The following is a 22649-nucleotide window of genomic DNA, read 5'->3' as shown; positions in this document are numbered from 1 at the left end:
GAACCGTGGCGTCGAAATCCGCTCAGCGCACCGTCCGCGCAGCCCTGACGGCGACCGCCGTCTCCGCGCTGCTCGGCGCCGCGATGCCCCTCCCCCAGGCCGCCGCGGACCCCGAGGCGCCCAACGCCTCCGAGGCGTTGAAGAAGTACAACGACCTCTCCCACGAGGCCGAGACGCTCAACGAAGAGCACCTGCGGGCGCAGGAGGCGTTGTCCAACGCCCAAGGCTCGCTGGACCAGGCCAACCGCGACCTCACCGCGGCGCAGCAGGCGCAGGAGGCGTTGCGCGGCCAGGTCGACCTGCTCACCGAGGCCTCGTTCGAGGGCGCGCGGTTCAGCCAGCTGTCCGCCCTGCTGGTCAGCGACTCGCAGCAGGACTTCCTCAACCGCATGTCCGCGCTCGGCGTGCTGGCGGGCGACAACGCGGAGGCGTTGCAGGGGCTCGGCGAGGCCGTCGACCTGGCCAACGACGCGGCCCGCCGGGCCACCGAGGCCGCCGGTGCCGCGAACCAGGCGATCACCGACATCGACCAGCGCAAGGCCGCGCTGGACGGGCAGATCACCGAGGCGCGCGAGGCCTACCGCTCGCTGAGCGCGGCCGACCGGGCGATCTTGAACAACAAGGGCGACATGAGCGCCATCCCGGTGCCCCCGGGCAAGGCCGGCGAAGCGTTGGCGTTCGCCCTGTCGCAGCGCGGCAAGCCCTACGTCTACGGCTCCAACGGCCCCAACTCGTGGGACTGCTCCAGCCTCATGCAGGCGGCGTACCGGTCAGTCGGCATCTCGATCCCGCGCACCACGTACGGCCAGGCCACCATCGGCCGCTCGGTGTCGCGCAACGAGGTGAAGGCCGGTGACCTGATCATCTACTACTCGGGCCAGTCGCACGTGGCGATGGCGATCGACGGGCTGCGCGCGGTGCACGCCTCGACCGAGAACGCGCCCGTGAAGGTCCAGGACATCGAGTCCATCGGACCGGTCGACGTCATCCGGCGCGTGGTCGGCTGAGTCCCGCGCCGCCCCCGGATGGGGCTCGTCGGGGTCGGTGGAGGAGTCGCACCGGTCCTGACGGGCGCTCACAGTTCCCCTGGGCCTAGGCTGGACGCGGTTGAGCAGACAGCCGCGCGCTGCCGACCACACCCAGGGGTGGACATGGAGGATTTCACCGAGGCCGTCACTCTCGCGACGCGCGAGGTGTCCGCGGGCGTGGTGGTCGTCGCCGTGGCGGGTGAGCTCGACATGGCGACGGTGCCGGTGGTGGAGGAGTACGTCCGGCCCAGGGTCGGCGACGCGAGCCGGGTCCTGATCCTCGACCTCTCCGGCGTGACGTTCCTCGGGTCGACGGGGATCAACCTGCTCATCGCGCTGCAGGCGGAGTGCGCGGCGGCGGGCGCGGAGCTGCGGTTGGTGGCGACCGCGAAGGCCGTGCTGCAGCCGTTGGCGCTGACCGACCTCACCGGCCACTTCACGATCGTGGCGGCGGTGAGCGAGGCGAGTTGACCGATCGGGTGCCGCGCTAGTCGTCCAGGACGGCCCAGACCACCTTGCCGCCGCGTGGCCACGGGTAGCAGCCCCACGTGCGGCTCAGTGCCGACACGATCGTGAGGCCCCAGCCGCGGGGCCGCAGTGGTTCGGGTTTCGGTTCCCTGGGCGGTTCCGGGCTCTCGTCGCGCACGGCGATGGTCAGTCGGTGGCCACGCAGTTCCAGGCGCAGCACTGGCGCGGAGCGGGCGTGGCGGACGGCGTTCTCCACCAGTTCGGTGGCCACCGTGACCGCGTTGTGGACGAAGTGGGTGACGCTCCGGCGCTCGCAGACCTCGCGGACGAACTCCCGCGCCAGCAGGCCGCTGATCAGCTCGTCGGGCAGCTGCATCTCGTCGCGGGTGCGTTCGGGCGGTCGTTCGACGGCGGCCAGGGCGGCGCGCAGCCCGGTGAACCGCGGCACCGCGCCGACCCCGCCGCCGCTGCGGCTACTGCTCGCGAGCGCGCGGCGGTGACCGGACGACTCACCGACCAGCATCAGCGGCACGCCCGGCCACTCCGCCACCCGCAGCCACACCGTGGCGAAGACCGACAGGAACACGGGCGTGGCGCACTCGAAACCGTCGTCCAGGCGCACGATGACGGCGGTCGGCTCGTCCACCGCGCACTTGAGCAGCCCGTCGCGCAGCTCGCGGTAGGTGGTCAGGTCGAGCCGACCGGCCGGGCGGACCACGGCCGCGCCGTCGACGTCCGTGCGGTGCAGCGCGAACGCGGTCACCCCGCCGGCTCCGAGCCTGCGGTCTCGCGTTGGCATGGCGTCACCCCGACCGGTGGATACCCGGCCGGTGCAACCCTATTCACCTGAAGGCACCCCATGATTGGCCCGGACGGGCCGGCTCAGCGGGCGGACGAGGCGACCTTCGACTTCGGGGTCCACTGGGTGTAGCCGGCCTGCTCGGCCTCGGCGACCGAGCGGAACGTGACGTCGCCCTTCATGCGCTTGTAGTACGGCGAGTCCGGGGTGTGGAAGATCATCGACTTGGAGTTCGCCTTGACCTCCAGCGACTGCCGCGCGGCAACCGGCTCGGTGACCACTACCGGCTCGACAACGGCGACCGGCTCGACCGCGACCGGCTCGGCAACAGCGACCGGCTCGACCACGACCGGCTCGGCAACAGCGACCGGCACCGCGACCGGCTGCTCGACCTCGGGCTCGGGCTCGGCTTCGGCGGCGACGGGCTCGGCGGCCGGCGGCGCTTCCGGCTCAGCGGCGGCCAGGGGTTCGGCAGCGACCTCGGATTCGGCAGCGACGGGCTCGGCGGCGACCTCGGGCTTCTCGGCGGCCTTCGGCTCCACGACCTCGGGCTCCGCGACGATCACGGGCTCGGCAGCGACCTCGGGCTCCGCGACGATCTCGGACTCGGCGGCGATCTCGGGCTCGGCAGCGACCTCAGGCTCCTGGGCGGCCTTCGGCTCCTCCGCCGCGGGCTCCGTCACGGCCACGGGCTCCGGCGCCGCGACGACGATGGGAGCGACGGCGGTGTCGTCAGCGTTGGCGGACTTGGGCTCGGGTTCGGTGGACGGCTGGTCGAGGCGGGAGCGCAGGTCGACGATGGTCGGGTTGAGGCGCAGCCAGACGACCGCCGCGCCCGCCAGGAACGCCGCCACGCACAGGACGATGGTGAACAACCAGGACACTGCCAACTCCTACGGCCACAGCTTGCGGAACAGGGACGTCGACCGGACGCGTCACGACAGGCCGCGCACAGCTCGGCGGGCAAGGCGGGCACCGCGGGCGTCGCACCCGCCAGTCAGGACGTCGATGCCACCAGCTCGACCCGAGAGCACACGACCCGTCGGCCGAGATCACCGTGTCGGGAACCACAGACTAAGGACGTGTCAAGCGGCGTTCGGCAGCACCCCCTGCCTGCAGCCGCACCGGGTGCACACCGGGTGCGCGGGCAGCCGCACGTCGGCGAGCAGCTTGCGGGCGTCGTCGAACGTCGGAACCCGTTGCCCGGGAACCAACAAGCTGTCCAGCACCTCCTGCCGGCGCCGCGCCAACTCGCGCGCCCGCTCGACCGGATCCTTGAGCCGGGCGCGCACCCGCTCCCGCGACTGCTCACGGGCCAGGCTGCCCGCCGTGCTCAACGGCCGGCGGGGACGCGGCTCGACCAGGCGGGCGTTGCGCCGGTTGATGCGCCACCAGGCGCCCAGCGTCATGCCCGCCACCGGGGGGCGCGCACGCCGCGCGCCCCCCTGCCACCACGAGCGCAGCCGCGCACGGAGGAAGTCGTGCGCCACCTGGTCGCGGCTCCTCGGGCTGCCCTGCCTGGTGCCGTCCGGCCTGCGGTCGACCGCCGCGAGCAGGGCATCGACGCTCCACCCCTCGCCGAACCAGGGCTCGACGACCCGGCGCACGGCGGCGCGGTGGGCGTCGGGCCAGGTCGCGCGCAGGCAGAGCGCCTCGACCGCCGTGTCGATCTCGGCGTCGGTCTCGGGGATGACACGGCCGGGCCACTGACGGGGATCGAGTCGAACACGCATCGCATGGCTCCCTTCGAACGCGTACCGAACATCCGTTCGAGATAGTGCCACCGACCACCGACAATTCCGGTTCCTAAGATTTGACTTATATAAGCCCAGCCTGAAAGATGCTGGTCGTGCACGCGTTCGACGTCCTCGGCGACCCGGTCCGTCGCCGCATCTTGGAGCTGCTCTCCGACGGGGAGCAGACCTCCGGCGCGGTCACGGAGGTGGTCCGCCGGGAGTTCGGCATCTCGCAGCCCGCCGTCTCCCAGCACCTGCGGGTGCTGCGCGAGAACGGCTTCGCCCGCGTCCGCGCGGAGGGCACCCGGCGCCTCTACGCGGTGGACGACCAAGGCCTGCGCGAGGTGGACGAGTGGCTCGACCGGTTCCGCCGGTTCTGGAGCGGGCACCTCGACGCGCTGGCGACCGAACTCGCGCGCGGCAAGCGCGAGAGGCGACTCAAGGAGGAACAACAGTGATCGACATCGCCGACCAGCTCAAGGCCATCCACCGCGAGGTGCGCGAGGGCTCGGAGGAGACCATCGGCGTGCTGCTGCGCCGCACGTACGACGCTGCGGCGGCGGACGTGTGGGACGCGGTGACCGACCCGGACCGGCTCAAGCGCTGGTTCCTGCCGGTCAGCGGCGACCTGCGGGAGGGCGGGAACTTCCAGTTGGAGGGCAACGCGGGCGGCGACATCCTCACGTGCGCGCCGCCGGAGCTCCTGCGGGTCACGTTCGGCGGCGAGACCAGCGTCGTGGAACTGCGCCTCACCGAGGACGGCGACGAGCGGACCACCGTCGAGCTGGAGCACACGGTGCCCAAGGCGATGGCCGGCAGCGGCGCGGGTGCGCTGTACGTCGGCCCCGGCTGGGACGAGGCGCTGCTCAGCCTGGCCCGGTTCCTGGCGGCCGAGGTGGCCGACGACCCGGTGGCCGCCAGGAACACGCGGGAGATGCAGGAGTACAACCTGGGGACCATCGACGCGTGGACGGCGGCGGTCGAGGCCTCGGGCACCGCGACGGACGAGGAGCTGGCGGCGGCCGTCACGGCGGCGAAGGCCCAGTACGCGCCGGACCTCACCTGACGCCTACGGTTCCGAGACCTCGGCTTCGACCTCGTCCAGCGTCGTCTCGATGCCGTCGAAGCCGGGGTCCACGGGTGCCGCGTCGTCGGCACGGCACCCGGTCACCGCGAACAGCAGCACGAAGGCCGCCACCACGGCCCTCACCTGGCACCGCAGTGCTCGGCCTGGAACTTGTCCACGCGGCGCTGCGCGTCACCGAGCCTGGTCGACTGCGCGTCGCGCCGCTCCAGCCGACGTTCCAGCCGCTCCGCCCGGGCCGTGTTGCCCGCCTCGCGCGCCTTCTGGGCCTGGGCCCGCAGCCACGCCGTCGACCCGGGCACGTCGGCGCCGCCGTTGATGCGGGTGGTGAGCCGGGTGATGCGTTCCTCCACCTTCGGTGCCCTCTCCTCGCACAGCTTCTTCACCTGTTCGGGGCTGATCGTGATGGGCGCGTAGTCCTGGGCGGCGGCGACACCGGTCGACGTGAGGCCGAGGGCGGTGGTCGCGACGACCGCGAGGCGAATCCACGTGTTCATGGCGACCACGATGGCGTGACACGGTGTGGAGCCCGTGCGACGAATGTTCGGATCACGCAAAGTTTCTCGGAACCGGCCCGTTTCACCGGCCACCGCGGCGGCAACCCCCTCCCCCATGACCGACAGCTTGTGGGACGAGTTCCACCGCGTGGTGAACATGACCTCGCACGAACTGGAGGACTGGCTGCGCACCCGCTCGGCGGACGAGCGGAGCGAGACCGTGCCCGACCAGGCGGGCACGCCCACCGGTCAGGAGGTGCTGCGGGTGCTGCGCAAGCGCCGCACGGACCTGACCACGGAGGACGTCAAGGTGATGCGCAAGGTCGTGGACCGGGTGCACGAGCAGCGGCGCGACGACCTGGAGCCGACCGCGGGCGAGGCGCACTGGCGGCACCGCCTCATGTCCATCGGCCACGACCCGCTGAAGCCGGCTTGAGCCTCAGCCCCGGTTGGCGGCGCCGACTTTCTCGGCGTCCCCCAGCCGCACGCCCGCCTCGGGGACCAGCCCGAACTGCACGACCTGGCGGCGGACGAGGAGGTCGGTGAGCCAGTCCACGGCCACCCGCAGCCGGTTGCCGGGCATCGCCAGCAGGTGGTAGCCGCGGGCCACGGCCTTCGCGGGCAGGCCCGTCAGCGGCACGTGCAGCGGGTTGGCCACGGCCTGCGAGCCGGCCAGGTCGACCACGAACCCGAGGTCGCGGTGCCGGTAGGTGCCGAAGGTGCCGTGGCCGAGGGAGGCCGCGACGTTGCGCCCGGCGAGCTTGCCCTGGCGCTGCGCGTGCTGCGCGGTCATCGGGGTCGGCTCGCCGTCGTTGAACACGTCCGGCACGGCAGCCACGTCACCGGCGGCGAACACGTGCGGGTGCGTCGGCACGGCCAGCGTCGGGTCGACCACCACCCGCCCCTTCACGGTGGCCAGCGCGACGGACTCCACCAACGGGTCGGGCCGCACGCCCACGCACCACACCACCGTCCGGGTCGGGATCTCGCTGCCGTCGGTCAGCTTCGCGCAGTGCGCGGTGACCTCCTCGACGCTGGTCTCCAGCCGCACGTCCGCGCCACGCGCCCGCAGAACCCGCGCCGCCGGTCCGGACAGCCGCTCGTCCAGGCCCGGCAGCACCCGCGGCGCCAGGTCGACCAGCACCCACTTCACCTCGGACTCCGACAACCCGTTGCGCCCGCGCAACGCCGACCGGGTGAGCTGCTGGCCCTGCGCCACCAGTTCCGTGCCCGTGTACCCGGCGCCGACCACGACGAACGTCGCGCGCGCCGCCCGTTCTGCCGGGTCGGTGGCCTGCTCGGCCAGCTCGACCTGCCGCAGCACGTGGTCGCGCAGGAACACCGCCTCGGCGACCGACTTGAACCCGAACGCGTGCTCGGCCACCCCCGGGATCGACATCAGCCGGGTGACCGAGCCCGCCGTCAGCACGAGCCGGTCCCACTCCAGGACCTGCTCGCGCCCCTCGACGTCGACCGCCGTGCACGTGCGCGCGGCCAGGTCGAGCCCGGTGACGTGCGCCTGCACCAGGCGCGTGCGCGGCAGCTTGGGGCGCAGCGGCACGGCCACCCGGCGCGGGTCGAGGGAACCGCCCGCGACCTCGGGCAGCAGCGGGACGTACAGCATGTAGTCGGTGGGGTTGACCGCCATCAGCTCGGCGGCGCCGGCGGGCAGCACGCGTTCCAGCGTCCGCAGGCAGTGGTAGCCCGCGAAGCCCGTTCCGACGACCAGCACGCGCGGCTCGCCCATGACCGTTCCCTCCGCCGTTGTGCGTTCCGACAGCGGGTACCCCGCGGTCTGACGGGGTAGACAACGACCATGGCCCTGGGACTGCCCGACGCGATCACCGCCTGTCTCTTCGACCTCGACGGCGTGCTGACCAGCACGGCCGTGCTGCACCGCCGCGCGTGGCGGCGCACGTTCGACGACTTCCTGCGCCCGCGCGGCGAGCCGCCGTTCGCCGAATCGGATTACCTCAAGTACGTGGACGGCCGGCCCCGGTACGACGGGGTGCGCGAGTTCCTCACCTCGCGCGGCATCACGTTGCCCGAGGGCCACCCCGACGACCCGCCCGACGCGGACACCGTGCACGGCGTCGGCAACCGCAAGAACGACCTGCTGGAGGCGATCATCCGACACGAAGGTGTGACGCCCTACGCGGGCACGGTGCCGTACCTGCGCGCGGTCGAGGACGCGGGGCTGGGCATCGGCGTGGTGACGTCGTCGGCCAACGCCCGCAAGGTGCTCGACGCGGCCGGCCTGAGCCCGTTCGTGCGGGCGCTGGTGGACGGCGTGGTCATCAGCCGCGACGGGCTGAAGGGCAAGCCCGCGCCGGATTCGTTCCTGGTGGGTGCCCGGCAGCTGGGCGTGAGCCCGGAGCACGCGGCGGTGTTCGAGGACGCGCTGGCGGGCGTGCGGGCCGGGCGCGCGGGCGGGTTCGGGCACGTGGTCGGCGTGGACCGGACCGGCCAGCGGGAGGCGTTGCTGGCACACGGCGCGGACGTCGTCGTCGAAGACCTCGCGGAGCTGCTGTGACCGGTTGGGAGATCCACCCCTGGATGGTGCGCTGGAACGGTCTCGCGGTGGACCAGCTGCGCCGGACCGAGTCGGTGTTCGCGCTGTCGAACGGGCACATCGGCCTGCGCGGCACGCTGGACGAGGGCGAGCCGCGCGGCCTGCCCGGCACCTACCTCAACGGCTTCTACGAGGAGCACGCGCTGCCGTACGGCGAATCCGGCTACGGCTACCCCGAGGCCGGGCAGACGGTCGTCAACGTCACCGACGGCAAGGTGATCCGGCTGCTGGTCGAGGACGAGCCGCTGGACATGCGCTACGGCCGGGCCCACGCGCACCAGCGGGAGCTGGACTTCCGCACCGGCACGCTGCGCCGCTGCACGGAGTGGGAGTCGCCGACCGGCCGCCGGGTGACCGTGCGCACCGAGCGGCTGGTCTCGCTGACCCAGCGGGCCGTCGCGGCGATCCACTACGAGGTCGTGCCGGACGAGGACCTGCAGCTGGTCGTGCAGTCCGACCTGCTGGCCAACGAACCGGTCGAGAACGAGGGCGACGACCCGCGGGTGGCCGCGGCGCTGAACGAGCCGCTGGTGCCGGAGTTCGCGCACGCCCAGGACCACCGGGCGGTGCTGGCGCACCACGCGCGCAACTCCGGGCTGCGGATGGCCGCCGCGATGGACCACGAGCTCGAGGTCGAGGACGGCGTGCGCACCGAGATCCGCGCCGAGGGCGACCTGGCCCGCTTCACCGCGGCCGTGGACGTGCCCGCCGGTGGGAAGCTGCGGCTGGTCAAGTACCTGGGTTACGGCTGGTCCGCGCAGCGGTCGATCCCCGCGCTGCGCGCCCAGGTGGAGGCGGCGCTGGCGGGCGCGCGGCAGACCGGCTGGGACGGCCTGCTGGCCGAGCAGCGCCGGTTCCTGGACGACTTCTGGGAGGCCGCCGACATCGAGCTGCACGGCGACGACGAGCTGCAGCAGGCGCTGCGGTTCGCGTTGTTCCACATCATGCAGGCGGCGGTGCGCGGCGAGACGCGGGCGATCCCGGGCAAGGGGCTGACCGGCCCGGGGTACGACGGGCACGCGTTCTGGGACACCGAGATGTTCGTGCTGCCGGTGCTGGCCTACACCGTGCCGGAGGCGGCGCGGGACGCGTTGCGGTGGCGGCACTCGACGCTGCCCAAGGCGCGGGAGCGGGCCGAGGTGCTCGGCCAGCGCGGCGCGGCGTTCCCGTGGCGGTCGATCAGCGGTGCGGAGTGCTCGGCGTACTGGCCCGCGAGCACGGCCGCGTTCCACGTCAACGGCGACGTCTCGCACGCCGTGACGCAGTACGTCAACGCCACCGGCGACCACGCGTTCGAACGGGAGTGCGGCGGCGAGATCCTGGTGGAGACGGCGCGGCTGTGGATGTCGCTGGGGCACCACGACCAGCACGGCGGGTTCCGCATCGACGGGGTGACCGGGCCGGACGAGTACTCGGCCGTGGTGGACAACAACATCTACACCAACCTGATCGCGCAGGAGAACCTCCGCGGTGCGGCGGCGGCGTGCGAGCGGCACCCCGACGTGGCCGCCCGGCTGGACGTGACCGCCGAGGAGGTGCGGTCGTGGCGCAAGGCCGCCGACGGGATGCTGATCCCGTTCGACGACCTGCTCGGCGTGCACCAGCAGGCCGAGGGGTTCACCTCGCACGCCGAGTGGGACTTCGAGGGCACCGACCCCGACGAGTACCCGTTGCTGCTCAACCGGCCCTACTTCGACCTGTACCGCAAGCAGGTGGTCAAGCAGGCCGACCTGGTGCTGGCGATGCACGTGCGCGGCGACGCGTTCACGCCGGAGCAGAAGGCGCGCAACTTCGCCTACTACGAGCCGCGGACGGTGCGCGACTCGTCGCTGTCGGCCGGGACGCAGGCCGTGCTGGCGGCCGAGGTGGGCGCGTTGCGGCTGGCTTACGACTACCTGGCCGAGGCGGCGTTCACCGATCTGCACGACCTGCACCGCAATGTCCACAACGGACTGCACATGGCGTCGTTGGCGGGCGCGTGGGTGGGCTTGGTGGCCGGGTTCGGCGGGATGCGCGACCACGACGGCGAGCTGTCGTTCGCGCCGCGCCTGCCGCCGGGGCTGACCAGGATGGCGTTCCGGATGGCGTGGCGCGGCACCCGGTTCGCGGTGGAGGTCGAAGGCGGTTCGGCCACCTACCGGATCGTCACCGGCGACGTGTTGCGCGCCCGCCACCACGGCGAGCCGATCGTGGTCGAGCCGGGTCACCCGGTCACGATGTCCACACCGGACCCGCCGGAACCGCCGGAGCTGAGCCAGCCGGCGCACCGCGCCCCGGTGCGGAGGGTGCCGCCGGTCCGCTGATCGTTCACAGCCGTTCCGGGGGTAGGCGGAACACCGGAACCACGGTCCGGCAAGGAGATCGGCGATTCGGCGATGAGGTGCCCGGCCGGACTCTTGGGGGGAGGGGAGTCCGGCCGGGACTTGTCAGGCGGCCAGCTGGGGGGCGGTGGCCGCCTAAGCCCTCATCGCAGGCACGGGTACCCCTGTTACCGGAGTTCAACCACCCGCTTCGGCGGCGGCACCGTGATCCGCGTCATCTCCCGCCGGAGCACACCGTCCACCGCCGCGCGCGGGAAGGCCTGACCAGCGCGGACGATCTCCGCGGCAGGGCGGGTGCGGTCGGTGGGCCGCGACGCGAAAGGTAACCCACAGGAGTGAGAGGGGCAGCGCGGCGGCCCGCGGCCGGACAGGATGCCGAAACGTGAGCTCAACACCGATCTACGACGAGTTGGCGGCCACCTACCTCGCCGACTTCATCCCCTGGCCCGCCGGGCCGGTGGAACCGGCCGAGCAGCCCTCGCCTCCGACCACGCCGTCCCCACCGCGGTCCCAGCCGAAGGTCTGAACCACTTCCGATCTTGACACCGCGTCGCGCAGCGGAGTAGGACGAACGCAGCCCGTAAAGGTCGCCTACCCCGAAGGGTGGAGCGGAATGCGTGGACGAGCGCTGCTCCTGGCAGCAGCCCTGTTCGCCGCCGGTGCGTGCAACGCAGAGCAGGTCGAGCCACCTGAACAGGTGACACTGACCTGGTGGGACTACCTGAACCACTCCCCCATGGCGGACCAGGCCGTGGACAGCCTCCTCACCCGTTACCGGCAGGAACACCCCGGCGTGCGGATCGAGCGCACGTCCCTGCCCCGCGCCGAGTTCCAGGCCAAGCTCGCCGAGGCGACCGCGTCCGGCGTGTTCCCCGACATCGCCGCGGTCGACACCACCGACCTGCCCCGGCTGGCCGAGGGCGGTGCGCTGGCCGACGTCACGGACCGCTTCGACCGGTGGGACGTCGGCGACAGGTTCCTCCCGCCGGTGCGCGACAGCGTCGTCCACGAAGGCCGCGTGCACGGCGTCCCGCTGCGCACCACCACCTCCGCGCTCGTCTACCACCGTGACCACTTCACCGCAGCCGGCCTCACCGACCCGCCGACGACCTGGGAAGGGCTGCGCGCCGCGGCGAAGGCCTTGACCACGGCCGACCGGTCCGGCCTGTGCTTCGGCGCGAAGGACGACGACCTGACCGCCACGCTCCTGCCGCTGCTGTGGCAGGCCGGCGGCGACGTCACCGACCTCGGCGACCAGGCGTCCCTCGACGCCCTCGCCCACCTCGACGGCCTCGTCAACACCGACCGGAGCACCCCGGCGGACGTGCTGGGGTGGACCGACGCCGACGCGAGGCAGCGGTTCACCGAGGGCCGCTGCGCGATGGCGGTCACCGGGCCGGCCGCGATCCCCGAGCTCAACCAGGCGGGGCTGGACTGGGCGGCGGCGCCCCTGCCGGACGGCGCGGCGGGTGCGGCGGGGCTGCTGGGCGGTGAGACGTGGGTGATCGGCCGCCACGGACGGGTCGACCAGGCGTGGGACGTGCTCACCTGGCTGGCCGAGCACCCCGACAACACCACCGAGTTCGGCGGCGGCCTCGGCGCGCTGCCCAACCGCACCGACACCGCGGACGACCTGGCCTGGCAGTGGGACCCGAACGTGCCCGGCTTCACCAGCGGGCTGGGGTCGGCGCGCAACCGCACCGCGTACGGCGCGAAGTACCCGGAGGTGTCCCGCGCGCTCGCCACCATGGCCACCCGGGTGCTCACCGGCGAGCGACGCCCCGATCAGGCGATTGCCGAGGCCAGGGCGGAGATCGACCGGCTGCTGCGCTAGCCGGGCCGCACGGGCGTCGACCTGCCGCGACACGCCGATCAGCCGTAATGCCGGACCGTGTTGCGCGATCTGACCCATAGGAGTAAGGCACCGGCGGCCGGGGGTGAGCCGAACGGGCGCGGGTAACCCCGTGTCATGCGGAACGAGGCAGTGTTGACCCGACGGTGTGCGGGGAGGAAGCCCCGGCCGGGGACCGAGCCCGAGAGCCGGTCCTTCAGCCGGGCTCAACTGCTCGCGCTCCTGGTGGGCGTGCTGCAGATCGTGCTCGCGTCCATCCCGTTCCTGCCGATGGGCGACGGCGCCACCCACACCCTGTACGTGTGCACGGGCGTGGCCGGCGTGCTGCTCGCGTGGCAGCACCGGCACGCGCGGCTCTACGGCGTGCTCCTGCTGCTGCTCTACGGTCAGCTGTTCATCACCGACGCGGACGACACCGGCGTCCTGGGCCTGCCCACGTGGGAGACGCTGGCGTACGGGCGGGCCGCCCTGGCGGGCGTGGTGATCGCGCTGGTGCCCGCGTTCAAGCGGCGGTAGTCACCCGCGGTCAGGGTGCCGTCCGGGTGGAAGCGGAGCTTGGCGTCGCCGCTGCGCGCGATCGACTCGAACATCGCGAGGTCGGACTTGGTGGTGGGCCGCCAGTACATGTGGGCGCCGTGCGTGACGCCCATGTCCATCGACATCATGGTCGCCACCGCCCGGTCGTACCGGCGGCGGCTCAGGTCCGCGCCACCGGACGCGCGGATGTCGAACACGTCGTGGTCGCCGGTCAGGGGCCGCAGCCTGCCGCGCCGGTCGAAACCGTGCACCACGCCGTCCCGCACGACGTACTCGCCGCGCCGCTCGAACCGGTCCATCTTGTCGCGCAGCGCCTCGAACTCGACGCGCCGCTGGTCGTAGCGGCGCAGCAGCCGGTCGTGCAGGTCGAAGCGGGGTAACTCGGGCCGGAAGTAGCCGACCAGGCCGCGGTGGCGGCGGGCCGCGCCGAGCCGGACGTCGAGGTCGTCGATGGTCTTGGCCTTCACCGCCTCGGGTTTGGGCAGCGCGCCCTCGCGCAACCAGGCCACCGCGTGCGGGTTCGTCGCCCGCACGTCGATGACCAGGTCCTGCTCGGCGGCCACCTGCTGGAACTTGCGGGCGTTCTCGATCGGCATGCCGAAAACCGGCTCCACCGACGACAGGGGGAAGAGGTGATCAGTGCGCACGGCTATTAAGGTCCGCCCGAAATGGGCGTGCACCAGACCGCCGCCTTCGGTTAGCTCGAAGCGTGACCCCTGATGCACTGATCGGACTGCTGGCCGAACCCGAACGGTTGCGCGTGGCCGCCGCACTGATCCTGGGCGCCCGCACGAGTGCGGACATCACCGCGGCGACCGGGTTGGACGTTCGGCGGGTCGAGAACTCGTTGCGCCGACTGCGGTCGGCGGGACTCGTCGTCACCGACGGGTCGGGCTTGCGACTGCGCGAGGAACTGTTCAAGGAGGCCACCCGGGTCGAACAGGCGAACCGGGTCCAGGAGGACCCGTTCGTGCGAGATGGGCGGCTGGTGAAGCTCCCCGCGCAGCGCGGGCGCAGGCGGGCGGTGCTCGAACAGGTGAGCACCGCGTTCGAGCCGGGTAGACGGTACCCCGAGCGGGACGTCGTGGAGGTGCTGAAGCGGTGGTGCGACGGCGGTGAGGTCGACCACGTGACCGTGCGGCGGTACCTCGTGGACGAAGGCCTGCTCAGCCGGGCCGGCGGCGAGTACTGGCGGTCCGGCGGCCCGGTGAGCGTCTAGCGCCGCGACTGCGCGGCCGTCGAGTCGTTCCGTGGTCGGATGTTCGTGGATCGGATGTTCGGCGTTGGGGTCAGCCGAACGTGTCGGGGTCGGGGCCGGTGCGCTCGCCCCGGTCCAGGCTCTTGATCCGCCCCATGTCCTCGTCGTCCAGCTCGAAGTCGAACAGGGCGAAGTTCTCCGCGATGCGGCTGGGCGTCACCGACTTGGGGATGACGACGTTGTCCAGCTGCACGTGCCAGCGCAGCACGACCTGAGCCGGTGTGCGGCCGTGCTTGGCCGCGATCCCGGTGACGACCGGGTCGGACAGCAGCGCGCCCTGCGCCAGCGGGCTCCACGCCTCGGTCGCGATGCCGTGCCGGGCGTGGAAGGCGCGCAGTTCGGCCTGCTGGAGCCACGGGTGCAGCTCGACCTGGTTCACCGCGGGCACCGCGCCGGTGGCCTCCACGATCCGGTCCAGGTGGGTGGGCTGGAAGTTGGACACGCCGATCGCCCGGACCTGGCCGTCCGCGTGCAACTTGCCCAGCGCGCGCCAGCTGTCGACGTACCGGTCCTGCTTGGGCGCGGGCCAGTGCACCAGGTACAGGTCGACCCGGTCGAGGCCGAGCCGCTCGGAGCTCGCCTCGAACGCGCGCAGCGCCTCGTCGTAGCCCTGGTCGGAGTTCCACAGCTTGGTCGTCACGAAGATGTCGTCGCGCGGCACGGACGAGTCGGCGATGGCCCGGCCGACCGGTTGCTCGTTGCGGTAGGCGGCGGCCGTGTCGATGCTGCGGTAGCCGACCCGCAACGCCTCGGTGACGGCGTCATAGGTGTCCTCAATGGACACCTGGAAGACACCGAAACCGAGCTGCGGCATGGTGACGCCGTTGTTCAGGGTGATGGTCCTCATGGGCCTCATCATGCCCGCTGTCAACGCCTCCCACGGGCTGGAACGCGTTGACGGACGTGACGTCCCACTGGTCCGATCATCACCGTGACGGCATTGCCCGAGGTGACGGACGTCGAGGTGAGGGTGGTCATCCGCGTCTCCGCCGGCGGCGCGCGGGTGGCGGACACGGCGGGGCGGCTGGCCGCGGCACTGCGGTCGGCGCTGGACCTGCCGGGCGCGGACGTGGTGGTCGACCCGCCGGTCGCGCGGGCCGAGCCGGAGCTGCGGATCCTGGTCGACTCGCGGCGCGTGCTGCTCCGGGGCGTGCCGGTGGGGCTGACCAGGCTGGAGTTCGACCTGCTGCACCACCTGTGCGCGAACCCCCACCGGGTGCACCGGCGGACCGCGCTGATGGCGAACGTGTGGGGCACGAAGAGCGTCGTGGACACCCGCACGGTGGACGTGCACGTGCGGCGCATCCGCCACAAGCTGGGCCAGGCGGCCTCCATCATCACCACCGTGCGCGGTGTCGGCTACCGGGTGGACCACGCCGGTCTGGTCGCGGTGGAGCGGGACGCACCGATCGGGTGACGACGACGGCCAGTGGACGGCACGGGGGTCGCCGGCGAGCGCGGGGTCGAGCGGCGCCGGGGCGTGTGCGGCTGCGATGCACTTCCGCTCTTCGTAGAAGTAGGGGTTCGTGTCATCCCGCCGACCTGGCGTAGCCCTACCGCACGTGTCAAGGGGGGCTAGTCCACTGATGTCGGTCACTTCACTGGAAGCGCCCCCCTGACGCGTGTGGTAGCCCGGAGGGAGGTCGGTGGGATGACACGAAGCCCGGGACCACGCTGGGTCAGGAGATCCAGGCGTAGTCGGGGTCATCCTGCTGATCTGCCCGTCCGGCGAGGACGCTTTTGATCTTTTGATCTTTTCAGGCTTTTCAAGCTTAGAGCGCATTGGAACTGGAGCGTCAGCCCACCAGCGCCACCCGGCGTTCCACCTCGACGGGCAGGAGCCGGCGGTGGCGGAGGACGGCGGGAAGCCTGCGCAGTGCGGCGACCAGCGCGGCGCCCGCGTCCCGGTCCCCCACCGCCCGCCTGGCCAGCGCGAACGTCTGACCGAGCACCACACCGAGCGGCCGCCGCAGCCAGGTGGTGAGCAGGTCGTTGCGCAGCTCCACGCGCCGCCGCCAGGCCGGTGGTGGCCGGAACGCAGACGGCTGGTGGTGCGCGACCACCTCGTCCACGTAGCAGCACGCCCACCCGGTCGCGGCCAGGTCCCAGGAGAACAGGCGCTCCTCCCCCGGCCAGAACAGCACCGGGTGGAACCCGCCGACGCCGAGGAACGCCGACCGGCGCACGATCGCGGCGCAGCACACGAAACCCAGCACGGACGGTCCGGGCAGGTCGTCGTCACGGCCCAGCGCCGAACGGGCCATCTCGACGCACACCGGGTCGAGCCGGCCGTCCGGCTCCACGATCGTGCGGGCCGCGACCAGGCCCAGCCGGGGGTGCCGCGCGAACAGCTCCTCGCCGCACCGCAAGGCGTCGGGGGCCCACCACGAGTCGTCGTCGCTGAACGCCACGTACGGGGTCGCCGCGCGCCGCACGCCGTGGTTGCGCGCCACCGCGCCCTCGTTGCGCCCCAGCGCCAGCACTTCGACGTGCCCGAACTCCCGCCGCACGCGCGCGACCGTGTCGTCCGACGACCCGTTGTCCACGACGATGACCGGCACGTCCAGCTCACCGAGCCGCTCGAGGGTCCGGGTGAGGTCGTCCGCGCGGTCACGGGTCGCTATCACCACCGTGGTCTGGGGCACCAGCGAGTACTACCCCGGGAAGTGGTGGTTACTCACCTGATCGCTGGGTAGGCCCTGCTCATGGGATTCGAACGAGCGGTGGTGACGGGTGGTGCCGGGTTCCTCGGCTCGCACGTGTGCGAAGCGCTGCTCAAGCGCGGCACGCGGGTGGTCTGCGTGGACGACTTCCGCACCGGGTCGCCGGAGAACCTGCCGGACGACGCGCGGCTGGGGGTGGTGGTCGAAGACGTGGCCAAGCCGCTCGACCTGCTCGGACACGTCGACCTGGTGCTGCACCTGGCCTGCCCGGCGTCGCCGGTCGACTACCTGCGGATGCCCGTCGACACGCTCAAGACGGGCGGTTTCGGCACGTTGCACGCGCTGGAGCTGGCCCGGCGCAAGAACGCCCGGATCGTCATCGCCTCCACCAGCGAGGTGTACGGCGACCCCTTGGAACACCCGCAGCGGGAGACGTACTGGGGCAACGTCAACCCGGTCGGCCCGCGCAGCGTCTACGACGAGGCCAAGCGCTTCGGCGAGGCGATGACCTGCGCGTTCCGCGGCGAGTACGGCGTGGACGCGGGGATCGTGCGCATCTTCAACACCTACGGCGCGCGGATGCGCCCGGACGACGGCCGGATGATCCCGACGTTCGTGCGGCAGGCCCGCGCGGGCGAGCCGCTGACCGTGCACGGCGACGGCTCCCAGACCCGGTCGCTGTGCCACGTGGACGACCTGGTGCGCGGCCTGCTGTCGATGGCGGAGAGCGACCACCCCGGCCCGGTGAACCTCGGCAACCCCGAGGAGGTCACCGTGCTGGAGGTGGCGCGGAAGGTCATCGACTTCACCGGCAGCACGTCCGAGATCCGGCACGTCGACGCCATGACCGACGACCCGCGCCGCCGCCGACCGGACATCTCGTTGGCCCGGCAGGTGCTGGGCTGGCAGCCGGAGATCGGGTTGGACGAGGGGCTGCGGCGGTCGTTTGACCGCGAACTCGTCGGGTAGTCGGACGACATCGGTCTGCGACGGTCCACTCAGGAGACGGTCCACTCAGGAGCGAAAGGGGAACACCGTGCGCGTGCTCGGCATCAACGCGGTCTTCCACGACCCCGCCGCCGCCCTCGTGGTGGACGGCGAGGTGGTGGCCGCCGCGGAGGAGGAACGCTTCTCCCGGCGCAAGCACGGCAAGCGGCCCGTTCCGTTCTCCGCCTGGGAACAGCCCGAGCAGGCCGCTCGCTGGTGCCTGGAGCACGCCGGGCTCACTGCGGCCGACCTGGACGCTGTCGCCTACTCCTACGACCCGGACCTGGTCGAGCCGAGCGACGTGCCGTGGGAGGACCTGCGCACCGAGTACGCGCGCCGCGCGCCGTACTTCCTGGCCACCGCGCTGCCGGGGCTGGACCCGGCGATCGTGCGGTTCGTGCCGCACCACGTGGCGCACGCCGCGTCCACCGCCTTGGCCGCGCCGTTCGGCGGCGACTGCGCCGTGCTGGTCAACGACGGGCGCGGCGAGTGCCGCTCGCACCTGGCGGGCAGCTACCGCGACCACAAGCTGGAGACGCTGGCCGCGCAGCACCTGCCGCACTCGCTCGGCCTGTTCTACGAGGACCTGACCGAGCACCTGGGCTTCCTGCGCTCCAGCGACGAGTACAAGGTGATGGCGCTGGCCTCCTACGCCGAGCCCAAGCACCTGGACCTGCTGCGCGAGCACGTCCGCGCGACCGAGGACGGCGGGTTCCACGTCACGCCGCTGGACTGGGCGACGCTGGCCAAGCGCCGCGGCCCGGACGACGAGGTGACGCGGGAGCACGCCGAGCTGGCGGCGAGCGTGCAGGTGCGGGTCGAGGAGGTGCTGTTGGACCTGGTCCGGTGGCTGCACGAGCGGACCGGGCAGAAGCGGCTGACCATGGCGGGCGGCGTGGCGCTCAACTGCGTGGCGAACACCCGGATCTTCGCCGAGGGGCCGTTCGACGAGGTGTGGGTGCAGCCGGCGGCCGGTGACGCGGGCACCGCGCTCGGTGCGGCGCTGCAGGTGGTGGCGGACGCCGGTGAGCCTGCCGCCGCGATACCGGGCGCCGACCTGGGCCGGTCGTGGACCGACGAGCAGATCCGCGGGTACCTGGAGAACGCCAAGGTCGCCTACGAGGAGCCGGACGACGTGGCCGTCGCGGTGGCCGAGGCGCTGGCCGACGACCGGGTGGTGGCCTGGTTCCAGGGTCGCAGCGAGTACGGGCCGCGGGCGTTGGGCCGCCGGTCGCTGCTCGCGCACCCCGGCAAGGCCGAGAACCTGGAACGGCTCAACAACGTCAAGGGGCGCGAGCAGTTCCGGCCGATCGCGCCGATGGTGCTGGCCGACCGCGCGGCGGAGCTGTTCGAACGGGGGCCGTTGCCGAGCCCGTACATGCTCTTCGTGCACGACGTGCGGCCGCAGTGGCGTGACCGGATCCCGGCGGTCGTGCACGTGGACGGCACCGCGCGCGTGCAGACCGTCGACCCGGGCAGCGAGCCGCTGATGGCCCGGGTGATCCGCGAGTTCGACCGGCGCACCGGCGTGCCCGTCGTGGTGAACACCAGCCTGAACACGGCCGGGCGGCCGATGGTGGACGACCCGCGTGACGCGCTGGAGTGCTTCGGGTCGGCGCCGGTGGACCTGCTGGCCATCGGCCGGTTCGTGGTGCGGCGGCCATGAGCGTCGACTACGCGGTGGTGATCCCCACCGTGGGCCGGGACAGCCTGCGCGTCGTGCTGGACGCGCTGGAGCACGGTGTCGGGCCGCCGCCGCGCGAGATCATCGTGGTGGACGACCGGCCGGAGCCGGGACCGCTGCCGCCGACGCACTCGGCGCGCGTGCTGCGCTCCGGTGGGCGGGGGCCCGCGGCGGCGCGCAACGCCGGGTGGCGTGCCGCGTGCTGCGAGTGGGTGGCGTTCCTGGACGACGACGTGGTGCCGCCGCACGACTGGAAGCTGCGGTTGGCCGCGGACTTGGAGCGGCTGGGGCTCGACGTGGGCGCGTCGCAGGGGCGGATCGTCGTGCCGCTGCCCGGGGACCGCAGGCCGACCGATTGGGAGCGGGGCACGGCGGGGCTGGCCGACGCCCGGTGGATCACCGCGGACATGGCGTACCGGCGGGCCGCCCTGGTGCACTCGGGAGGGTTCGACGAACGCTTCCCGCGGGCGTACCGGGAGGACGCCGAGCTGGCGTTGCGCGTGCAGGCGCGCGGGTACCGGATCGTGCGCGGTGATCGCGTGACCACGCACCCGGTGCGCGAGGCGGGGTTCTTCGCCAGCCTGAAGCAGCAGCGCGGCAACGCCGACGACGCGTTGGTGCGGCGGCTGCTCGGTCCTCAGTGGAGGGAGCGGATGGGTGGCGTCCCCGGACGGCTGCCCTGGCACGCGGCCACGACGGCGTCCGGTGCACTCGCAGTCCTTTGTGGAGTTCTCGGGTGGCGGAAGGCGGCGTCGGTGCTCGGCGGCGCGTGGGCCGGGTTGACCGGCTGGTTCGCCGTGCGGCGCATCGCGCCCGGACCGCGCACTCGTGACGAGGTGGCGAAGATGGTGGTCACGAGCATCGCCATCCCGCCCGCCGCGTGCGTGCACCGGCTGCGCGGCGAGATCCGCCACCGGAAGGTGCCCGCGGTGGGGCGGCCGGCCAGGCGGGTGGTGCTGGTGACCGACGCGCTGGAACGCCTGCGCACGCGCCGGGTGGTGCGGTCGTGAGGGTGCTCGTGCTGCGCGCGCTCGGCCTCGGCGACCTGCTGACGGCCGTGCCCGCGCTGCGCGGGTTGCGCCGTGCCCACCCGGACGCCGAGATCACCCTGGCCGCGCCCGGCTGGCTGGCCGATGCCGTGGACCGGATCGACGCGGTCGACCGGCTGCTGCCCACCGAGGGTCTCGTGCCGATCGACTACGACTCGCCGGACCTCGCGGTCAACCTGCACGGGCGCGGGCCGCAGAGCACCGCGCTGCTGCGCGACACCCGTCCCGCCCGGCTGATCACGCACGGCGTGCACGTGCCGTGGCCCGCGCACCAGCACGAGGTGCTGCGGTGGTGCCGGCTGCTGGCGCAGTTCGGCATCGCCTGCGACCCCGACGACCTGCACCTGTCGCCGCTGTCGGTGCCCTTGCCGCGCACCGACGACATCGTCGTGCACCCCGGGGCGAGCCACGGCGCGCGTCGTTGGCCCGCGGACCGGTTCGCCGAGGTGGTGCGCGCGCTGGGCCCGGAGGTGGTGGTGACCGGGAGTCCCGCCGACGAGCCCTTGGTGCGCGAGGTGGCGCAGGGCCGCCGCACGCGCGTCGGTGACCTGGCCGGGTTGCTCGACCTGGTGGCGGGTGCACGACTCGTCCTCTGTGGCGACACGGGGGTGGCGCACGTCGCCACCGCCTACCGCACGCCGTCCGTGGTGCTGTTCGGGCCGGTGTCCCCGGCCGAGTGGGGACCGAGGTCGGGGCCGCACCGGGTGCTCTGGCACGGCACGACCGGCGACACGTTCGCCGACCGGCCGGACCCGGGGTTGCTCGGCATCACCGCGGACGAGGTTCTGCGGGCCGCACGATCGCTACTGGGAGGTGGACCGTGGCCAGGATCGGCGTCGTCGGCGCGGGCTATGTCGGGTTGACCACCGCCGCTTGCTTCGCGCGGCTCGGGCACTCCGTGGTGTGCGCGGACGTGGACGAGGCGAAGGTCGCCGCGCTGGGCCGTGCCGAGATCGGCGCGCACGAGCCGGGGCTGGCGGACCTGGTCGCGGAGGGGTTGCGGGCGCGGCGGTTGCGGTTCGTGCTCGGCAACGCGGAGGCGCTGTCCGAAGCGGACTTCGTGTTCCTGTGCGTGCCGACGCCGACCGGTGCGGACGGCGCGGCCGACCTCACCGCCGTGCACGCGGTGCTGCGCGAGGCGCGGGACGCGGTGCGGCCGGGGTGCGTGCTGGTGATCAAGTCGACGGTGCCCGCCGGTACGACGGAGCGGGTCGCGGAGCTGGTGGACCGGCCGGACGTGCAGGTGGTGTCCAACCCGGAGTTCCTGCGCGAGGGGCACGCGGTGGACGACTTCCTGCGGCCCCAGCGGGTCGTGGTCGGCTCGGAGGCCGAGGAGGCGGCACGCCGGGTTGTCGCGCTGTACGCGGGCACGGGGGCGCCGGCGCTGGTCACCGGCAGTGCCAGCGCGGAGTTGGTGAAGTACGCGAGCAACTGCTTCCTGGCGATGAAGCTGTCGTACGTCAACAGCCTGGCCGAGCTGTGCGAGCGGGTCGGTGCGGACATCGGTGACGTGACCGAGGGGATGCGCCTGGACGACCGGATCGGGGCGGCGTTCCTGGAGCCGGGGCCGGGCTGGGGCGGGTCGTGCTTCCCCAAGGACACCAGGGCGCTGCTGTCCACGGCGGAGGACGCGCGGGTCGACTTCCCGTTGCTGCGCGCCACCATCGGCACGAACGGCCACCAGGCGCACCGCGTGGTCGGGATGGTGCGCGAGGCGGTGGGCGGTTCGCTGGCCGGTGTGCGGCTCGGGCTGCTCGGGCTGACGTTCAAGGCGGGCACCGACGACCTGCGCGACTCCCCCGCGCTGGCGGTGGCTGCGCTGCTGGCGGCGGAGGGCGCCTGGCTGACCGGCTACGACCCGTGCGTCACGGCGGACTGCGGCCCGGTGCGGGTGCTCGGGTCGGCGGAGGCGGTGGCGGAGGGCGCGGACGGGCTGGTGGTGCTGACCGAGTGGCCGGAGTTCGCGGAACTGGACTGGCCGAACCTGGCGTCCACCATGACCGACCGGGTCATCGTGGACACCCGCAACCTGCTGCCGGTGGAGAAGGTGACGGAGGCGGGCTTCCACCTGGTCTCCCTGGGCCGCCCGACCACCACCAGGTGAGGTGACCGCA

25 protein-coding genes are annotated in these 22649 nt (G+C 72.8%); 16 read left to right on the top strand and 9 right to left on the bottom strand.

All coding sequences use genetic code 11. The features are described from left to right. The first annotated feature begins 5 nt into the window (after nt 1-5). Entirely contained in the window at nt 6-1007 is a 1002-nt protein-coding gene (locus B0I31_RS25190) for a C40 family peptidase (protein ID WP_106617833.1), read from the top strand. Nucleotides 1008-1151: 144 nt separating this feature from the next. Then, complete coding sequence (locus B0I31_RS25185) at nt 1152-1499, top strand: STAS domain-containing protein (RefSeq protein WP_181320344.1); 348 nt, start codon at nt 1152-1154, stop codon at nt 1497-1499. Between the two features lie 16 nt (nt 1500-1515). On the opposite strand, the gene B0I31_RS25180 is transcribed toward B0I31_RS25185, so the two are convergent. From B0I31_RS25180 to B0I31_RS25170, 3 genes are all read right to left on the bottom strand, one after another. Next, nucleotides 1516-2295 (bottom strand): ATP-binding protein, encoded by a 780-nt coding sequence (locus B0I31_RS25180; RefSeq protein ID WP_106617831.1) that lies wholly within the window; start codon nt 2293-2295, stop codon nt 1516-1518. An 83-nt stretch (nt 2296-2378) separates the two neighbouring features. Continuing rightward, nucleotides 2379-3179, bottom strand: coding sequence for a sunset domain-containing protein (locus B0I31_RS25175; protein ID WP_106617830.1), 801 nt, complete (start codon nt 3177-3179; stop codon nt 2379-2381). Nucleotides 3180-3380: 201 nt separating this feature from the next. Further along, nucleotides 3381-4028, bottom strand: a complete 648-nt coding sequence (locus B0I31_RS25170; protein ID WP_106617829.1) for a hypothetical protein — start codon at nt 4026-4028, stop codon at nt 3381-3383. 116 nt (nt 4029-4144) lie between these two features. Between B0I31_RS25170 and B0I31_RS25165 the strand changes: the two genes are divergently transcribed. Then, the gene (locus B0I31_RS25165) at nt 4145-4489 is read left to right on the top strand and encodes an ArsR/SmtB family transcription factor (protein WP_106617944.1); all 345 of its coding nucleotides are present in this window, start codon (nt 4145-4147) and stop codon (nt 4487-4489) included. Beyond that, the gene (locus B0I31_RS25160; RefSeq protein WP_106617828.1) at nt 4486-5097 is read left to right on the top strand and encodes an SRPBCC domain-containing protein; all 612 of its coding nucleotides are present in this window, start codon (nt 4486-4488) and stop codon (nt 5095-5097) included. Before B0I31_RS25165 ends, B0I31_RS25160 begins: the two co-directional genes overlap by 4 nt. 3 nt (nt 5098-5100) lie before the next feature. On the opposite strand, the gene B0I31_RS42670 is transcribed toward B0I31_RS25160, so the two are convergent. Next, complete coding sequence (locus tag B0I31_RS42670) at nt 5101-5232, bottom strand: hypothetical protein (RefSeq protein WP_281262315.1); 132 nt, start codon at nt 5230-5232, stop codon at nt 5101-5103. A gap of 5 nt (nt 5233-5237) precedes the next feature. Beyond that, nucleotides 5238-5612 carry a hypothetical protein gene (locus B0I31_RS25155; protein WP_106617827.1) on the bottom strand — a complete coding sequence of 125 codons (375 nt, stop codon included), beginning with the start codon at nt 5610-5612 and terminating at the stop codon, nt 5238-5240. 115 nt (nt 5613-5727) lie between these two features. Between B0I31_RS25155 and B0I31_RS25150 the strand changes: the two genes are divergently transcribed. After that, nucleotides 5728-6048 (top strand): DUF3140 domain-containing protein, encoded by a 321-nt coding sequence (locus B0I31_RS25150; protein ID WP_106617826.1) that lies wholly within the window; start codon nt 5728-5730, stop codon nt 6046-6048. Nucleotides 6049-6051: 3 nt separating this feature from the next. On the opposite strand, the gene B0I31_RS25145 is transcribed toward B0I31_RS25150, so the two are convergent. Continuing rightward, nucleotides 6052-7359 (bottom strand): NAD(P)/FAD-dependent oxidoreductase, encoded by a 1308-nt coding sequence (locus B0I31_RS25145; RefSeq protein ID WP_106617825.1) that lies wholly within the window; start codon nt 7357-7359, stop codon nt 6052-6054. A 69-nt stretch (nt 7360-7428) separates the two neighbouring features. Here B0I31_RS25145 and B0I31_RS25140 point away from each other — a divergent pair, with 69 nt between their 5' ends. The 4 genes from B0I31_RS25140 to B0I31_RS25130 all read left to right on the top strand — a co-directional run bounded on the left by B0I31_RS25140 (nt 7429) and on the right by B0I31_RS25130 (nt 12339). After that, entirely contained in the window at nt 7429-8145 is a 717-nt protein-coding gene (locus tag B0I31_RS25140) for an HAD family hydrolase (RefSeq protein WP_106617824.1), read from the top strand. Between the two features lie 23 nt (nt 8146-8168). Beyond that, complete coding sequence (locus B0I31_RS25135; protein WP_106617943.1) at nt 8169-10487, top strand: glycoside hydrolase family 65 protein; 2319 nt, start codon at nt 8169-8171, stop codon at nt 10485-10487. A 400-nt stretch (nt 10488-10887) separates the two neighbouring features. Further along, entirely contained in the window at nt 10888-11031 is a 144-nt protein-coding gene (locus B0I31_RS40790; protein WP_181320342.1) for a hypothetical protein, read from the top strand. Nucleotides 11032-11118: 87 nt separating this feature from the next. Then, nucleotides 11119-12339, top strand: coding sequence for an ABC transporter substrate-binding protein (locus B0I31_RS25130; RefSeq protein ID WP_106617823.1), 1221 nt, complete (start codon nt 11119-11121; stop codon nt 12337-12339). Nucleotides 12340-12743: 404 nt separating this feature from the next. Here B0I31_RS25130 and B0I31_RS25125 read toward each other — a convergent pair whose 3' ends face one another. Continuing rightward, nucleotides 12744-13541, bottom strand: coding sequence for a hypothetical protein (locus B0I31_RS25125; RefSeq protein ID WP_241828832.1), 798 nt, complete (start codon nt 13539-13541; stop codon nt 12744-12746). 62 nt (nt 13542-13603) lie between these two features. Between B0I31_RS25125 and B0I31_RS25120 the strand changes: the two genes are divergently transcribed. After that, a complete protein-coding gene (locus B0I31_RS25120) occupies nt 13604-14113 on the top strand; it encodes a DUF2087 domain-containing protein (protein ID WP_106617822.1) in 510 nt (169 codons plus the stop codon). A 70-nt stretch (nt 14114-14183) separates the two neighbouring features. Here B0I31_RS25120 and B0I31_RS25115 read toward each other — a convergent pair whose 3' ends face one another. Next, nucleotides 14184-15008: an aldo/keto reductase gene (locus B0I31_RS25115; protein ID WP_106617942.1), complete on the bottom strand. Its 825-nt coding sequence runs from the start codon at nt 15006-15008 to the stop codon at nt 14184-14186. Nucleotides 15009-15083: 75 nt separating this feature from the next. Here B0I31_RS25115 and B0I31_RS25110 point away from each other — a divergent pair, with 75 nt between their 5' ends. After that, nucleotides 15084-15569, top strand: coding sequence for a winged helix-turn-helix domain-containing protein (locus B0I31_RS25110; RefSeq protein WP_342751501.1), 486 nt, complete (start codon nt 15084-15086; stop codon nt 15567-15569). 379 nt (nt 15570-15948) lie between these two features. Here B0I31_RS25110 and B0I31_RS25105 read toward each other — a convergent pair whose 3' ends face one another. Next, entirely contained in the window at nt 15949-16800 is an 852-nt protein-coding gene (locus B0I31_RS25105; RefSeq protein ID WP_219910795.1) for a glycosyltransferase family 2 protein, read from the bottom strand. Nucleotides 16801-16857: 57 nt separating this feature from the next. Here B0I31_RS25105 and B0I31_RS25100 point away from each other — a divergent pair, with 57 nt between their 5' ends. The 5 genes from B0I31_RS25100 (at nt 16858) to B0I31_RS25080 (ending at nt 22639) form a co-directional block, all read left to right on the top strand. Next, a complete protein-coding gene (locus tag B0I31_RS25100; RefSeq protein WP_106617819.1) occupies nt 16858-17784 on the top strand; it encodes an NAD-dependent epimerase/dehydratase family protein in 927 nt (308 codons plus the stop codon). 67 nt (nt 17785-17851) lie between these two features. Continuing rightward, nucleotides 17852-19468, top strand: coding sequence for a carbamoyltransferase family protein (locus B0I31_RS25095; protein WP_106617818.1), 1617 nt, complete (start codon nt 17852-17854; stop codon nt 19466-19468). Further along, on the top strand, nt 19465-20496 hold the full coding sequence (locus tag B0I31_RS25090; protein ID WP_106617817.1) for a glycosyltransferase family 2 protein: 1032 nt from the start codon (nt 19465-19467) through the stop codon (nt 20494-20496). The genes B0I31_RS25095 and B0I31_RS25090 overlap by 4 nt, the downstream gene beginning before the upstream one ends. Beyond that, nucleotides 20493-21398 (top strand): glycosyltransferase family 9 protein, encoded by a 906-nt coding sequence (locus tag B0I31_RS25085; RefSeq protein WP_106617816.1) that lies wholly within the window; start codon nt 20493-20495, stop codon nt 21396-21398. The genes B0I31_RS25090 and B0I31_RS25085 overlap by 4 nt, the downstream gene beginning before the upstream one ends. Beyond that, complete coding sequence (locus tag B0I31_RS25080) at nt 21356-22639, top strand: UDP-glucose dehydrogenase family protein (RefSeq protein ID WP_106617815.1); 1284 nt, start codon at nt 21356-21358, stop codon at nt 22637-22639. Before B0I31_RS25085 ends, B0I31_RS25080 begins: the two co-directional genes overlap by 43 nt. The last annotated feature ends 10 nt before the right edge of the window (nt 22640-22649 follow it).

Source organism: Saccharothrix carnea (genome assembly GCF_003014735.1).
Lineage (GTDB): Bacteria > Actinomycetota > Actinomycetes > Mycobacteriales > Pseudonocardiaceae > Actinosynnema > Actinosynnema carneum.
Note: the sequence above shows the minus strand (reverse complement) of the source record. Positions and strands in the feature narration are given on the sequence as shown.

What these genes read in the sequence shown, in the direction of transcription:
- B0I31_RS25150 (WP_106617826.1), top strand. Translation starts at nt 5,728, where the DNA reads ATGACCGACAGCTTGTGGGACGAGTTCCACCGCGTGGTGAACATGACC.
- B0I31_RS25130 (WP_106617823.1), top strand. Translation starts at nt 11,119, where the DNA reads ATGCGTGGACGAGCGCTGCTCCTGGCAGCAGCCCTGTTCGCCGCCGGT.
- B0I31_RS25145 (WP_106617825.1), bottom strand. Translation starts at nt 7,359, where the DNA reads ATGGGCGAGCCGCGCGTGCTGGTCGTCGGAACGGGCTTCGCGGGCTAC.
- B0I31_RS25155 (WP_106617827.1), bottom strand. Translation starts at nt 5,612, where the DNA reads ATGAACACGTGGATTCGCCTCGCGGTCGTCGCGACCACCGCCCTCGGC.
- B0I31_RS25185 (WP_181320344.1), top strand. Translation starts at nt 1,152, where the DNA reads ATGGAGGATTTCACCGAGGCCGTCACTCTCGCGACGCGCGAGGTGTCC.
- B0I31_RS25100 (WP_106617819.1), top strand. Translation starts at nt 16,858, where the DNA reads ATGGGATTCGAACGAGCGGTGGTGACGGGTGGTGCCGGGTTCCTCGGC.
- B0I31_RS25170 (WP_106617829.1), bottom strand. Translation starts at nt 4,028, where the DNA reads ATGCGTGTTCGACTCGATCCCCGTCAGTGGCCCGGCCGTGTCATCCCC.
- B0I31_RS25135 (WP_106617943.1), top strand. Translation starts at nt 8,169, where the DNA reads ATGGTGCGCTGGAACGGTCTCGCGGTGGACCAGCTGCGCCGGACCGAG.
- B0I31_RS25115 (WP_106617942.1), bottom strand. Translation starts at nt 15,008, where the DNA reads ATGAGGCCCATGAGGACCATCACCCTGAACAACGGCGTCACCATGCCG.
- B0I31_RS25090 (WP_106617817.1), top strand. Translation starts at nt 19,465, where the DNA reads ATGAGCGTCGACTACGCGGTGGTGATCCCCACCGTGGGCCGGGACAGC.
- B0I31_RS25140 (WP_106617824.1), top strand. Translation starts at nt 7,429, where the DNA reads ATGGCCCTGGGACTGCCCGACGCGATCACCGCCTGTCTCTTCGACCTC.
- B0I31_RS25180 (WP_106617831.1), bottom strand. Translation starts at nt 2,295, where the DNA reads ATGCCAACGCGAGACCGCAGGCTCGGAGCCGGCGGGGTGACCGCGTTC.